Origin of the sequence: Novosphingobium sp. 9, assembly GCF_025340265.1 — a bacterium.
Lineage (GTDB): Bacteria > Pseudomonadota > Alphaproteobacteria > Sphingomonadales > Sphingomonadaceae > Novosphingobium.
Map to the genome: position 1 here is coordinate 414,189 of NZ_CP022708.1, position 14,781 is coordinate 428,969.

The window sequence follows — 14,781 nt, forward strand, 5'->3', positions numbered from 1 at the left end:
CGCCCCAATATTTTCCCAATCTTGTGCTCAGATTCAGGGAAAAGGTCTGTTTCAAGTGAATGTGCTTGTGCTCGAGGACGATGAGGAACTCGCGTCATTCATTATTTCAGGATTGGGTGAGGCCGGACACAAGGTCCATCGCAGCAGCGACGGGCACGATGCCTATGCAGTCCTGATGGGCACAGCGCTGGACGTTGCTGTCATCGACCGCATGGTGCCCGGACTCGACGGGTTGTCGGTCGTGCGCCGCGCGCGCAAGGAGGGGTGTCAGACGCCGGTTCTGCTGTTGACAGCGCTGGGCGGTATTGAGGATCGCGTAGAAGGGCTGCAGGCCGGCGCGGACGACTATCTCGTCAAGCCGTTTGCTTTCTCGGAATTCGAGGCGCGGCTGGATGCGCTTGCCCGGCGTCCCCCGATTACTGCATCTGTGGACGTGCTGGAAGTCGGTGATATCCGAATGGATCTTCGCCGTCGGCAGGTTTGGCGCGCAGGCGGCCTGGTTGATCTGCAACCACGTGAGTTCAGCCTGCTCGAGCAACTCATGCGCAGTGCCGACCGTGTTCTGAGCCGGACGATGCTGCTGGATCGCGTCTGGAATTTCGGTTTCGACCCGCAAACGAATATTGTCGAAACGCATATGAGCCGATTGCGCAGCAAGCTGAACGAACGTGGAAACTATAACGCGATCCGGACGGTGCGGGGGCAGGTTACATCCTGGCCGATGCAGAGGAGTAAGGTGGGCTTGTTGTTGCACCGTATATGGGCCTTGCCACGTACGTTCCGAGGTTTGACGGTTCTGTTCGCTATTGCGGCGGCCTTGGTGACAGCGATACTGGGCGACACCACCTTGCGACTTGTCCATCACGAGTTGGAAAGGCGCCTCGATGCCCAGATTCAGCTCGAAATCCGCAACTTGCTCGATATCGAGAAACAGGGTGGCTCTCAGGCGCTTGTCATGGCGGTGCGTGCGCGCAGAACCGACGGTATCAGCTATGTCGCGGCCCATGCGGGGGCGATGCGGCCGATCATGGCCTACATCGTCACCGATGCCGACGGGCGGCGAGTGGCAGGCGATCTGAACGCCGCTATTCCCAAGGCCGGGTATACCGAGTTCATCCATTTCTTTCGGACGGATGGCTCGCAGGGAATCGCCCAGGGCGTGAACGTGGCGACCGGCAGCGGCGGGCGGCTTGTCGTCGCGGCGGATCGGATCGTGATTTATCGCATCGACGCGCGGATCGAGCATCTGTTCGTGATGGCGTTTTGTGCGATCCTGCTGATCGGTGCGCTTTCAACTTACGCTTTGATCCACGTATTCCGTGGGCGGGTACAGGCCTTCGAGCGGCTGGCGGTTGCTGTCACAGCAGGACGAATTGAAGAGCGAATGCCGCTGGACGGATCGGGGGTCGAGTTTGACCGGCTTTCCGCCATCGTCAATGAAATGCTGGATCGCATCGCGGCACTTTTGACCAATCTGCGAGAGGTCTCCACGGCGCTTGCGCATGACCTGCGAACACCGCTCAGCCGGATACGCTCGCATATCGAGAGGATGGACAGGGCAGAGACAGACCCCGTGAAGAAGGAGGGTCTGGCTTCGGTGTTGATCGAAATGGACACGATGCTGGAACTGTTCGCTGGGATGTTGGCGCTGTCGGAACTGGACGGGCAGGCCGTGCGCAACCGGTTCGAACCTGTGGATCTGGCCAAGGCGGTTTCCGACATCGCCGAAGCCCATCGCCCAGCTGTCGAGGATTCGGGCCGAGCGCTGGATATCGAGGTCAGTTCTGCGCAGGTTCTCGGCGACAGGGCCCTATTGCAGCGCATGGTCGGCAATTTGCTCGATAATGCGATGGTGCATACGCCTGACCGAACGATAATCGAGGCTGCCGTTTGCTGCGAAAATGGCCAAGCGGTCATCCGGGTGACGGATAATGGCCCGGGTGTTCCGCAAGAACACCATGCGCGTATTTTCGATCGGCTTGTGCGCCTCGATCGCAGCCGAAGCTCTCCAGGGCATGGCCTCGGGCTGAGTATGGTGGCAGCTATCGCCACGGCGCATGGCGGCGTAGCGGCCGTGCGCCCGACGCGAGGAGGCTTCACGATTGAAGTCCGCTTGCCGTTGTATCCTTAAGAGATCTCAGGCACGCAATTTTCTTTGCCTCTTCGGCGCAATACATTTCGCACGACATGAAATGCGGAAGCCAACTCGAGGGTTGGGGCAATTTATTGTTATCCCAATAATATCCCAATGTTGATGAAAATGGACGAAGAATTCCAGCATTTTCGCCATTATCGTCGGGTCGAATTTCAAACTTACTGTAAGAATGTCTGCCCATCGTGGCTTTTGGCCAAAGCGCCGTGACATTGATATTGGTTCGCATTACGAATACCCGCGGCTCACGTTTGCAATCGCGTTGCGATAACAACAGGGAGCCGCATTTTGACCAGACCACGAACCCTATCCGCCAGCAGCCCGAGCTTTCTTGCGCTCGGTGCCGTCGGCATCATCTCTTCGGCCGTGCCCGCACAGGCGCAGACCACCGAGCGCCAGTCGGACGAGCCGACGACCGTGCTGGGCGGCGTGACAGTAACGGATACCGCGATCGACGAGAGCGGCTACAAGACCGAGCAGATGGATTCGCCCAAGTATACCGCGCCTCTGGTCGATACCCCGCGTTCGATCACGGTCATCCCGCAGCAAGTGCTGCAAGATACTGCGTCCACCACGTTGAGCGATGCACTGCGTACCGTTCCGGGCATCACGATGGGCGCGGGCGAGGGCGGCAACCCGCTCGGCGACCGGCCTTTCATTCGCGGTTTCGACAGCCAGAACTCGCTCTACATGGACGGCGTGCGCGACATCGGCGCTTCGTCTCGCGAGACGTTCGCCGTGTCGTCGATCGAAGTCGTTAAGGGTTCGGACAGCGTGCAGAGCGGCAGCGGTAATGCTGGTGGCTCGATTAACATCGTCAGCAAGGCGCCGACCGCAGACCGCTTCGCCAAGATGGACGCGACCTACGGCAGCGACGACTACAAGCGTGTCACGGTCGATATCAACCAGCCGATCAACGATTTCGTCGGCGTCCGCCTGAACGCGATGTATCACGATCAGGATGTGGCGGGCCGTGGCCCGGTGTTCCAGAAGCGCTGGGGCATCGCACCGTCGATCACGCTTGGGCTGAACGGTCCGACCAGCCTGACGCTGGACTACTATCACCTGCATACCAACGAACTGCCCGATTCCGGCATTCCGTACACGACCACGCTGAACAATCAGCCGACCACCAATGCCCTTACCGGCCCGGCGACCGACTACACCACGGCGGATGGCCAGAGCATTCACGTGCCGCGCAATGCCTATTACGGTCTGGTAGATCGCGATTTCCGCCATACGACGGTGAACGAGTTCACCTCGCGCTTCCGGCACGAATTCGACAACGGTTTCGTCATCCGCAATACGACGCGCTATTCGCATAACTATCAGGAATATGTCTGGACGCAGCCCGATGATTCACAAGGCAACGTCTACAACACCGGTACCGTATGGCGCCGCGCCAACACGCGCTACGGCTTCTATGAAAGCCTGACCAACCAGACCGATCTGACCGGCAAGTTCGATACCGGCGGCATCAAGCATAGCTTCTCGGCGAGCTTGGAATACAACTGGCAGAACTCGGCCTACGGCTCGTTCGTGTCCAACGCCGCGACCGGCGCAGCGATTTCCACGGGTTCGACGGTCAGCCCGCGCTGTAACACCGCTACGCTGGCGCGCTATTATTGCACGACGGTTGCCAATCCGAACCCCTACGATGCGTGGAACAGCTACACCAGCGACACGTCGACGACCGAGACCGCCATCGTCAAGAGCCTGCCCAAGACGCAGACGTTGACCAATTCGAGCGACTATTCGGCCTCGCTGTTCGACACCATGACGTTGACCGACTGGCTGCTGGTCAATCTGGGGGGGCGTTACGATCACGTTTCGACCAATGCCAGCGCGGGGCTTACGGCCACCTCCACCGCATCGCGAACCTGGGTCAACACCAAGAACGACCTGTGGACCTATCAGGCCGGTGTGCTGATCAAGCCGGCATCGAATGGCAGCATCTACTTCTCGACCGCCAAGTCGGCGATCCCGCCGGGCTCGTTTATCGGGCAGGGTTCGGAAGACAACACTGTGACGACCGCGAACATTGATCCTAACGACTTCAAGGTCCAGAAGACGACGTCATATGAACTGGGCACGAAGTGGGATCTGTTCGACAATAACCTGTCGCTGTCGGTCGATGTCTTCCAGACCAAGACCGTCAATGCACGGACGACGAACCCGGATGGCAGCCTGTCCTACGTCGGCACCAAGCGGGTGCGCGGCGCCGAGGTGAGCTATAACGGCAACATCACGCCGCAGTGGAACGTGTTCGGCGGCTTCGTCTACATGCCATCCAAGGTGCTGAACGCAGGCCTGACCACCACGACGGTGAACGGCGTTTCGTTGACCGCGCCTGCCGCTGCGACCGGGCATCCGTTCCCGAATACCCCCAAGTACAGCTTCACGACCTTCACCAATTACAAGGTGACGCCGAAGCTGACTGTGGGTGGCGGCGCCATCTACATGAGCCGGGTCTACGGCGGTTTCTCCGATAGCCGCACGATCCAGAACGGTGTGGTCGTCATCACGAAGACCCGCGCGACGTATGTGCCCAGCTACTGGCGCTTCGATGCGAATGCTACGTACCAGATCACGGACATGATCGGGCTACGGGTCAATGCGCTGAACTTGACGAACAAGCGTTACTTCGATCAGGCCTATGCAACGCACTACGCGCATCAGGCCGCAGGCCGGACGGTAATGGGCACGCTCAGCATCACCTACTGATGGCTGCAAGGACGGCGGGGGCGGAGACTGGCTCCCGCCGTTCGTTTTTCAGGAATTTACTATGACCACGCTGGCCGAACTCAATGCGATGGATCGAGAGGATCTCGCGGCTCTGCTGTCGGGCGCGCCGGAGACGGTGCTTTCCACCCTGCAGGTCGCGGCAGAGGGTGGCTCTGCTGAAGCACAGCTTCGTCTGGGGCAGATGCGTCTGGAAGGGCTGGGCGGTGCCGAGCGCAATGTGATGGATGCGTTGGCGTGGTTCGGAAAAGCGGCGCAGGCCGGACATCCGATGGGCATGAATATGGTCGGCCGGTGTATCGAACATGGCTGGGGCACGCTCATCGACAAGGCGCAGGCCGCTTTGTGGTATCGCGCTGCGGCCGAGCGTGGCCTTGACTGGGGACAGTACAATCTGGCGACGCTGCTGGCCCTGGGCGATGGCGTGTCGTGCGATCTGCACCAGGCTCTTGCCTTGTTCCGCAAGGCGGCCGAGCAAGGTCATGCCAAGTCGATCAACATGATCGGCAGTTTTTATGAAGACGGTTGGGCCGTTGAACGAGATCGTGCGATTGCCGCACGGCATTATCGTCGCGCCGCCGAGCTTGGCGATTTTCGCGGTCAATTCAATCATGCGCGCATTCTGGTCGAGGATGGTCGTATCGACGAGGCTCTGATCTGGCTGGCTCGCGTCCCTGAAACCGCGACGGCGAGATTTATGGAGCAGATGCGCGGTTGGTTCATGCAGCAGTCCGATCCGCGCCTTGCGGCTCTCGCTGCCGATAGTGCCCTGCCAGACTGACGCGGGACCATGATGGCGAAACTTTCTTTCAGCGCGATGCCCTCTCAGCATGGCGAGAGCGGCGCGGAGCATCCTGGCGTAATCCAGTCGGGCGGCGTCGATCGGGCGGGCTATCGTCCATCCGCAGGCTCGCGGCCCCTTGCTGCGGCTATGTCCGCTCTGATCGTGCTGGGCGGTGCAGGGGTACTGACCTTGCTGAATATGGTTTCGGCCCGGCACGTACGACGCGAGCCTGCACTTGTGACCCTGAACCTGATGAGGCCCGCTGCCGCAGCGCCAAAGGCGAGGCAGCAGACCAGCAAAGCGAAGGCCTTGCCCTCCAGGCCCGTGCCGCTGGTGCGGATCCCCGTGGCAACGGAGACACCTGTGCCGCCGGTTGCGGTGACGGCAAGCCCAAATCCGGCACCCGTGACAGCGCCCATGACGCAGGTTTCCGCACCTGCTCCAACCGCAGTGAAGAGCGCACCTGCCCCGGCCGCCGAGCCCAGCATCATGAATGCCAGCGATCTGTCGTCGAGCATGATTTCGGCCACGCCGCCGGTCTACCCGGTCGAATCGCGCCGCAAGCACGAGCAGGGTACGGTCGTGCTCAAGCTGCTGTTGGGGATCGATGGGCGGGCCTCCTCTGTCGATGTTACCAGAAGCAGCGGCTCGGCAAGGCTCGATCAAGCCGCTTTGGCCGCCGTTCGCAAATGGCGCTGGAAGCCCGTGGTTCGCGATGGCGAGCCGGTGCTGGTCCAGGGTATCGTCACCATTCCCTTTGTTCTGAGGTCGTCATGATTGTTATCCCGTCCGTACTTGATCAGGCCGAAGTCGCGCATGTCCGGCAGCAGATGACGCAGGCTGACTGGCAGGACGGCAATGCCACCTCCGGGGTGCAGTCGGCCATGGCCAAGCGCAACCTGCAATTGCCGGAAGGGTCGGAGGCCGCCCGGACGCTGGGCGCGCTGGTGCTCGACGCGCTGGGGCGCAACCCGACGTTCATCGCCGCTGCCTTGCCGCTCAAGGTCTTTCCGCCGTTGTTCAACCGATACGAGGGGGCGGTGAATTCGGCAGTCACATCGACAATGCCATCCGCATCCAGCGCGGCAGCGATTTCCGCATCCGCAGCGACCTGTCCGCTACGCTGTTTCTGGCAGAGCCGGATACCTACACGGGCGGGGAGCTGGTGATCGAGACCCCGTTCGGCGAGCAGCGCGTAAAGCCCGCTGCAGGCGATATGGTGCTCTATCCGGCGTCCAGCCTGCACCATGTCACGCCGGTGACTGCCGGGGCCCGGCTGGCCTCGTTTTTCTGGATACAAAGCATGGTGCGAGAGAACGAAGCGCGCCAGTCGCTGTTCGATCTGGACTGCACGATCCAGGATCTGGCGGCGGAAAAGGGGCAGGGCGATGCCCGCGTCATCAAGCTGACGGGGCTTTATCACAACCTGCTGCGCCGCTGGGCCGACGTCTGACGTTTCGACCCAGCGGGCTATTCGGGGCTACTTGCTGTCTGGCCGGCGCTCGGACGAACCGATGGCCCAGGCAACTGCGCTGTCGAACAGGGTCATCCCGGCAGGCGACAGGTTCGTGAAGCTGTCGTTGCCCAGGAACATCATGACCCGGCGGGCAGGCGCGAGGGTTTCGTAATCCATCGTCGCACCTTTCTCGTACCCGAAGATCGCTGCCTTTTCGGGCTGGCCGTAGATCGTGGCGATGGTGGTGGCGCCAAGGCCGGGCTTGCCCCAGCTCATCCCTGCCTGTTTGACAAAGACATTGGCGATACCCGCAGGAAGGCCGCCCGCCATCGGGTGCGGGGCATTGACGATCCACAGGTAACGCTCCTTATCGACCTCGCCGAAGTCGGTGTCGTGGCGCTTGCCCGTCATGGCCAGATCGTCGAGAAAATCGTTTTCCCAGGTCAGCAGGGGAATGGCGACGGTGCGCCAGCCGGGATTGACGTCCTTGGCCGACACGGTCGAGGACAGGACGATCAGGTCGATGTTACGGATACTTGCCGGATCGGCGTCCTGATTTACGAGCCGAACGTCGTAGCCGAGTGTTCCCAGATGCGCGGCGATCCTGGCATCGACCGGCGCGTTAGGTCCGCCCGTCTGGGTGACAAGCAGCACGTGCTTTTGCACTGCTGCTGCTGCCGGGTTTGCCGACAGCAGCAGGGCGCATAGCGGTGCCAGGAACAGGCTCATGAAAGCGGATTTGAGCATGGGCTTAAAGGTCCACAGTGGCGCGCAGCGAGAACTGGCGGGTATCGCCCACCGATACGAAATAGGTGTTCACGCTGGAGGGATAATACAGCTTGTCGAAGATGTTCTTCACGTTGAACTGGAACGTCACATTGCGGCGGGCAAGGCGGGTCTCATACGTCGCGAAAGCATCTGCGGTGATATAGGAGGGCAGGAAGAAGCTGTTGGCGGAATCGCCTGCGCGCCTTCCGACATAGTGGGGCCCACCGCCGAACCGCAGCTTGTCCTGTCCTAGAATCGCTCCTGCGTCATAAACGGCGGAAAGCGAGCCGGTGAACTTGGCCGCGTTCCACAGCTTGTTCCCCGCATAGTCCGGATCCTGCGTGATCTTGCCGTCGAGGTAGGCGAAGCTGCCGATGGCGCTGAGCCGCGAGGTCACCTGACCCGCAAGGTCCAGTTCCACGCCGCGCGCGCGCGCCGCGCCTGCCGTCCGGTAGTCGGTCAGCTGGGTAGCGTCGTTGTATTGGGAGACGAGCACATTGCGCTTGTGGATGTCGTAGACCGCGAGTGTGCCGGAAATTCCACCGGGAATATCGAGCTTGGCGCCAGCCTCCCAGGATCGGGCGCGTTCGGGCGCAAATCCGGAATCGAGCACGACCCCTGCCGTCAACGGGGCGATCGTAGAGGCGGGCTTCAGCGACTGGCTATAGCTGGCATAGAGCGAAAAGACCGGGCTCCATTTGTAGACCAGCCCGGCGCGGGGCAGGATCACGGTATCGCCCGTGTCGGTGTTGGTGTTGAATGGGCGTCCGCGTCCTGCGATCTGGTTCCAGTTGAGCCCGCGCCCACCCGCAATCGCGATCAGCTTGTCGGTTACGTGGATGGAATCCTGCGCGAACACCGAATAGTTGTGCAGCTTGTCGGTCTGGTCGCTGTCGCTTGCCGATACCGTGCTGGACGCCTCTTCCTGCCCGTAGACGGGATCGAGATAGCTGAACGTGCTGGTGGTCTTCTGGCGGAGCAGATCCTTGCGGTAGATCTTGCGCGATTCCGCCTCGACGCCGATCTGCAGATCATGGCGCATGCCGAGAAGATCGACATGCCCGTCGATATAGGCGGTGCCGTAATAGTCGGTGCTGAGTGCTCCGTGCGTAGCGTCGTCGCTGCGGGTCAGGGTGCCGGTCGTGGTGTTCACGCCGGTCACACGCAACTGGTTGGCGTCGTAGGTTTCCGAGTTGAAGCTCAGGCTGACGTGCGCGGCCCAGCCGTTACCCAGCTGCTGGTCGATCGACGTTTGCGCCAGATGCGTCTTGCCCCACATGTTGTTGAACGGTTCGTCGAGGCGCCGGGTCTTGGGAATATCGAGCGGCTTTTTGGTATCTGGGTCAAGCGCCGTACCGCGATCGAACGGGGTGAGGTAATCGCGATATTCGTACCATACGACGATCTTGGTATTGTCGCCGTAATAGGCCAGCGACGGCGCGATCAACGTCTCGCGATGTTTGCCGAAATTGCGCCAGTAGTCCTCGTCGACGTGATCGACGACGAGGCGATAGGCAAGGCCGGTGCTGCCGATCGGTGCCGTGGTGTCGAGCGTCAGGTCATACCCGTTGCGGGCGTGGGCATAGGTCGAGCCTGCCACCGAGACGCTGGTGTGTGCCGACAGTTCCGGCTTCTTGCTGACGATATTGATGACGCCGCCGGGGTCCATGATGCCATACAGCAGCGAGGAGGGGCCCTTGAGCACTTCGACGCTCTGCGCGGCCGCATTGAAGCCGCGACCCTGCACCAGCGGCATGCCGTTGTGCATGATCGAGCCGTCGCGATTGCCGCCGAACCCGCGCTTCATGATCGTATCCTGCGTACCGGCTAGCGTGTTGCCCTGAGTGATGCCGCTCACGTTCGCGAGAGAATCGTCGAGGTAACGCGGGCGCTGGTCGCGAAGGATCTGCGCCGAGACGATGTTTACCGCCTGCGGCACCTCCAGCATCGGCGCGGTACTGCGCAGCGTCGAGGCATCGGGGGTGGGTTGATAGCGATCGTCCGCCCCTTTCGCGACAGGTGCCGCGCGGCCGGTGACCACGATTTCATCGGCGTTAGCGGCTGTATCTGCCGGCGTCCTGTCCCTGCTCCGGTTGTCTTGTGCGATGGCAGGCGTGACGAGACCAAGCGCCGGGGCGACAAGGCAGGACGAAAGCAACAAAGTACGAATGGGATGCCCTCCTGTGGAAGGTATGGCCGCATCGTCTGGACGATGGGGACCATACCCGTGCCTCGGATCCGTGGTGTCGGAGGCAGATCAGGAGCGGCTCCTAGGAGATACTGATAGTCAGTCGCAAATTGTTTATTTTTAATGTTGGGGTGCGTATGGGGAGCAGGACTGGCCGCGAGCGGCGGTTGCTCACGCTGAAGGCTGGTTCAGCGCATAAGAGGTGACGAAGCCCAAATGGTCGGACAGCGTTTCGCCGCCATTGGCCTTTCCGAAGGGAACATGCATGTCGATGAAGCGCAGGTTCCGTCCCACACCGGCGCGATAGAACTGCTTGTCCTTGGCGTGTTCCAGCACGGCCATGATGTCGGCCGAGGCGGGGCTCTGCCGTTCTGCCGATGCGGTGGCGTCCTGCATATCGGAGGCATTGTCGAAGGCCTGCCTTGCGGTCTGGATACGGGTATCGTCATGCCCGATGTTGAAATCGCCGGCGAGGATCAGGTTCGTATGGGGCGATACGGCTTTAGCGAGGAAACGTTGTGCTTCCCCGATCTGCAGGGCATAGGCCAGGTTCGCCCGCGCCTCCGCTACACCCGAGGCATGGCGCGAATTGAGATGCGTGTCGGCGATGGCGATGGGTTGCCGCGATCCCGGAACCTGAACCCAAGCGACAAGCACGCCCTTGGCGGCAAGGCAATCGTAGCCTGCGCAGACATTCGAGGAATAGGCGATCTTGCGCGTGTGGATAATCGGGTAGTCCGACATGATGACCAAGCCGCTATCCAGCCACTTCCCTTCCGTTTCGCCCTTCGACCATGACGCCTGCGTGGTCAGTGCCCTGACCTTGCCGCCAAGAGAGCCTGTAATGGTGAGCGGTGCAGCAGCATCGGCGTCAGGCCCGAACACGACGTAACGATACCCCGCACGCGCGGCGATGGCCTTGGCATCGGGGGTGAAGGCTTCCTGCAAGGCGATAATGTGCGGTTGCTTGCCGAGACTGCGAAGGCCGGCCAGACGGCGGCCGATCTCCGCCAGCGCGGCGGGGCGCCCGAAAGCGATCGGCGATGGCAGGCCTTTTACGTTGTAGGTCATCACCGTCAGGGTGCCGGAATTTTCGTCCGGATTGTCTGAGGCCGGAGCTATCGAGAACGCGGGCATCACTTCCGCAGGGGAAGGGTGCAGCGGCATCAGCGCGATGATGCCGGTCAACATCGCTACGGCTAGAAAGCGATTTAGGGCCACATCTGCAACTCCGGATTTCGTTACCGACAAGACATCGCCGAAGTCCCGCTTCCGCATGTCTGGGGGTAGCCATGCGGTTCGGGCTGCGGCGTGGCGTCTTGCACCTTGCTGTTGTCGATCGTCGCGGTACCTGCTGTGTCCCCCGCAGCGGAGTGACGGGCTGCCTCTATCAACCCAAGATGGCATCATGAGGTCAAAGCGGGACGTGGGCTCACCCTATCGACGGGCCGTCATCTCGTGGCGGCAGTGTGAAGCCGATGGCCAGCCCGGGAGCGTTATCCGCCAGGCCGATCTCGGTATGATGCAGTGTTGCAATGGCATGGGCGAGTGCCAGCCCGAGCCCCGATCCCGGCGTGCTGCGGCTGGCATCCAGCCGATAGAAGCGCTCCAGCACCTTGGCCCGCTCCGAGGTCGGGATGCCGGGGCCGTTATCGGCAACGACAATCCGTGCGCCGTACGCGTCGCCGGAAAGCTTGAGGATGATTTCCGTACCGACAGGCGTGTGGGTCATCGCGTTCTCGATCAGGTTCGTCACGGCCTGGGCGAGCAGTTCCCCATCTCCGATCCCCAGAAGGCCGGGGGTGATCTGCTGGTTCAGCACTCTGCCGGAATCCTCGACCACAGGTTCGTAAGCGGCGCCGACGCGTGTGATCATTTCGCTGAGGTCCACTGTGGTGAAGCGCGTGCGGCCGACCCCGCCTTCCAGCGAGCCGATCCGCAGCAGCGCGCGGAAAATGCCGAGAATGGCATCGATCTGCTCCAGCGATACGCTGACACCCGCCTCGTAAGCTTCGACCTCGTTCAGCCCGCGCAGCGCTTCCAGCTGTTGCCGCAAGCGGGTGAGCGGCGTGCGCATATCGTGGGCGATGTCGGTGGAGACCTGCCTCAGTCCCTCCATCAGGCCCTGGATGCGATCGAGCATGCGGTTGAGATTGTGCGACAGTTCATCGAACTCGGGCCCCATCCCGATGGTTGGCAGGCGTTCGTGCAGGGCCCCCGCCATGATCTGGTTCACGGCGCTGTTCACGCCATGCAATCGCCGTACGAACAGGCTGCCGACGAAGTATCCGCCCACCAGCGCGAAAAGGGTGATGCCGATGCCGCAGGCTAGTGTGAACCGGTTCAGTCGCTCCATCATTTCGTGCACGTCGAACGTGTCGGTGCCGATCACGAGGTGGCGTCCGTCCGGCAGGGTGACGCCCAGCGTGCGGAAGGTTTCGATATGGATTCCCTGCGCGTCAGGGCGGGGCTCGCGCACGTTCAGTTTTCCGGGCCCTTGCACCATGACGGTGGAGGGCAGGTTCCCGGCAAGAAGCTGGCCGTCGGCCTCCATCAGGCGAAACCGGAACTGGGGATCATGGCCATAGGAATGGCGGGCGATCGCATCTTTCAGCCCGCCGAGGCCCAGAGCTCGATACTCCGAGGTCAGAATCCGCGCCTCACCGTTCAGGGTGCTTTCCGTCGCGGCATCGGCATAACCGTGGATCTGCCGCTGGACGGTGAACAGCACGAGCATCGAGCCGATTGCGAATATGGCCGTGAACAGTAGGACGAAGCGGAACGTCCCGCTGCGCAGGACACTGCGGTGAAGCGGCTTAGCCGGCATCGATGCGGTATCCGGCACCGCGTACCGTCTGGATCAGCTCGCGCTCGAAGCCACGGTCCACTTTGGCGCGCAGGCGGCTCATGTGGCTCTCGATGATGTTGCTCTGCGGGTCGAAATGGAACGACCAGACATTTTCCAGCAACATCGTGCGCGTCACCAGCTCTCCGGCATGGCGAACAAGGTATTCCAGCAGCTTGAACTCCTGCGCCTGAAGCTCGACCTTGCGGCCCGCGCGCGTTACCGAGCGGCGGATCAGGTGCATTTCAAGATCGCCGACCCTCAGCACCGTTGTCGTCTCCGAGATCGGCGGGCGGCGCATCAGGGCATTGATACGCGCGATCAGCTCGGTGACCGCAAAAGGCTTGACGAGGTAGTCGTCGGCACCGGCTTCCAGCCCTTCCACGCGGTCTTCGATCCCGTCCATCGCGGTGAGCAGCAGCACCGGGGTGCGGTCCTGCGCGACACGCAGCGCTTTCATGATACTGAGGCCGTCTAGCCCGGGAACCATCCTGTCCAGCACGAGCACATCGTAGGCGTTGCTGGTAGCGAGGAACAGCGCATCCGGCCCGGTCGAGCTAGTGTCGACGACATGCCCTGCCGCCATCATGGCACGCTCGACATGCGTGCGGAGTGCAACATCGTCCTCAAGGAGGAGGATCTTCATCGGACAATTCCGTGAGCTTGGGTCTGCAAAGGGCCACTAGGGGCACAAACGTTGCGGGGGGGCAAGTTGGGAATTCCCAATCTTGCCGTCACCTTTAGCGAAACTTCGTTCGGGTAGGATCACAGACGTTTCGCTATGAAGGTGTGTCTGTGGAATGACGATTGCCACCCTGTGCGGACCGCAGATGCCGGTCGCCGTGTTTCGCCGAGGGACTGGCATCCGGCCGGTCGCGGGTGTTATTGCGATGTGCGCCTACGCGTCGCTGGTGACAGGCTGCGCCCAGTATACCCCCTGCCGCTGCCGGGTGCGGCGGCGCTGGCTCCCTCGATCGCTGACTTGCCGGTTCAACAACCACACTTGGGTCCGCTGACGGTGGATGCGATCGTGGCGCTGGCACTGGCCAACAATCCGGACTTGCAAGCCATCCGAGCCCGCAGTGCTGTGGCGGCGGGGCAGGCCCGTCAGGCGTCGCTATTGCCCAATCCCTCGCTATCCGCCGCGCTCCTGCCGCTGCTGTCGGGGCAGGGCACCGTCCCTGCCTGGAACATCGGCCTGTCGCAGGATATCAAGGCGCTGGTGACCTACAAGTCGCGGCAACGGGCTGCTCATGACAGCGAGGGGCAGGTCGCAGCCGACGTCGTCTGGCAGGAGTGGCAGGTCGCAGGCAGGGCGCGCCAGTTGACCAGCGATATCATCATGGGCGAGCGGCTGCATCCGCTGACAGCGGACTATTACGCCTTGCTCAAGGATCGCAACGCGCGCTTGGACCGGGCACTGACGGCGCGAACCGTCACGCTGGCGACCGTGGCGCCCGAACGGGTGGCGTTGCAGGCCGCGCGGACCGCGCTCGATACGCTGGCGCAGAACCAGCTATCACTACGGCATCAGCTCAATGCGCTGCTCGGCCTTCACCCGGATGTCGTTCTGAACCTGTCTTCCGACGTGACCCTGCCGCCTTTCGATCCGGCCGCCATCGAGGCGGGCCTGCCTGACCTTGTGAACCGCAGGCCGGATCTGCTCGCGCTGCGTCTGGGCTATGCCGCTGCCGACGAAAACGTCCGTCAGGCGATTCTCTCGCAATTTCCCGATCTGGTGTTCGGGGGAGCGTCGCCAGCGATAACGCCAAAGTCATCAATGGCGGCCCGAACGTAACGCTGGGCCTGCCGATCTTCGATCACGGGCAGGGCGCGATCGCCATCG

10 protein-coding genes and 1 pseudogene are annotated in these 14,781 nt (G+C 61.9%); 6 read left to right on the top strand and 5 right to left on the bottom strand.

Features of this window, described 5'->3' with window-relative positions; genetic code table 11:
* Window positions 1-55 precede the first annotated feature (55 nt).
* The 5 genes and pseudogenes from CI805_RS20965 to CI805_RS16620 all read left to right on the top strand — a co-directional run bounded on the left by CI805_RS20965 (window position 56) and on the right by CI805_RS16620 (window position 7,131).
* On the top strand, window positions 56-2,131 hold the full coding sequence (locus CI805_RS20965) for an ATP-binding protein (protein WP_313958591.1): 2,076 nt from the start codon (window positions 56-58) through the stop codon (window positions 2,129-2,131).
* A gap of 309 nt (window positions 2,132-2,440) precedes the next feature.
* Window positions 2,441-4,876, top strand: a complete 2,436-nt coding sequence (locus CI805_RS16605) for a TonB-dependent receptor (RefSeq protein WP_260929324.1) — start codon at window positions 2,441-2,443, stop codon at window positions 4,874-4,876.
* 61 nt (window positions 4,877-4,937) lie between these two features.
* Window positions 4,938-5,675 carry a tetratricopeptide repeat protein gene (locus tag CI805_RS16610; RefSeq protein WP_260929326.1) on the top strand — a complete coding sequence of 246 codons (738 nt, stop codon included), beginning with the start codon at window positions 4,938-4,940 and terminating at the stop codon, window positions 5,673-5,675.
* Window positions 5,676-6,083: 408 nt separating this feature from the next.
* On the top strand, window positions 6,084-6,455 hold the full coding sequence (locus tag CI805_RS16615) for an energy transducer TonB (protein ID WP_260929328.1): 372 nt from the start codon (window positions 6,084-6,086) through the stop codon (window positions 6,453-6,455).
* Window positions 6,452-7,131 (top strand): annotated as a pseudogene (locus CI805_RS16620) (Fe2+-dependent dioxygenase). The gene CI805_RS16615 and the pseudogene CI805_RS16620 overlap by 4 nt, the downstream one beginning before the upstream one ends.
* A 27-nt stretch (window positions 7,132-7,158) precedes the next feature.
* Here the strand turns inward: CI805_RS16620 and CI805_RS16625 are convergent.
* The 5 genes from CI805_RS16625 to CI805_RS16645 all read right to left on the bottom strand — a co-directional run bounded on the left by CI805_RS16625 (window position 7,159) and on the right by CI805_RS16645 (window position 13,581).
* Window positions 7,159-7,863, bottom strand: coding sequence for a hypothetical protein (locus tag CI805_RS16625; protein ID WP_260929330.1), 705 nt, complete (start codon window positions 7,861-7,863; stop codon window positions 7,159-7,161).
* 22 nt (window positions 7,864-7,885) lie between these two features.
* On the bottom strand, window positions 7,886-9,943 hold the full coding sequence (locus CI805_RS16630; RefSeq protein ID WP_260929331.1) for a TonB-dependent siderophore receptor: 2,058 nt from the start codon (window positions 9,941-9,943) through the stop codon (window positions 7,886-7,888).
* Window positions 9,944-10,261: 318 nt separating this feature from the next.
* Window positions 10,262-11,281: an endonuclease/exonuclease/phosphatase family protein gene (locus CI805_RS16635; protein ID WP_260929333.1), complete on the bottom strand. Its 1,020-nt coding sequence runs from the start codon at window positions 11,279-11,281 to the stop codon at window positions 10,262-10,264.
* Between the two features lie 241 nt (window positions 11,282-11,522).
* On the bottom strand, window positions 11,523-12,935 hold the full coding sequence (locus CI805_RS16640) for an ATP-binding protein (RefSeq protein WP_260929335.1): 1,413 nt from the start codon (window positions 12,933-12,935) through the stop codon (window positions 11,523-11,525).
* Entirely contained in the window at window positions 12,907-13,581 is a 675-nt protein-coding gene (locus CI805_RS16645) for a response regulator transcription factor (protein WP_260929336.1), read from the bottom strand. The genes CI805_RS16640 and CI805_RS16645 overlap by 29 nt, the downstream gene beginning before the upstream one ends.
* Before the next feature lie 357 nt (window positions 13,582-13,938).
* Here CI805_RS16645 and CI805_RS16650 point away from each other — a divergent pair, with 357 nt between their 5' ends.
* A complete protein-coding gene (locus tag CI805_RS16650) occupies window positions 13,939-14,733 on the top strand; it encodes a TolC family protein (protein ID WP_260929338.1) in 795 nt (264 codons plus the stop codon).
* Window positions 14,734-14,781 lie beyond the last annotated feature (48 nt).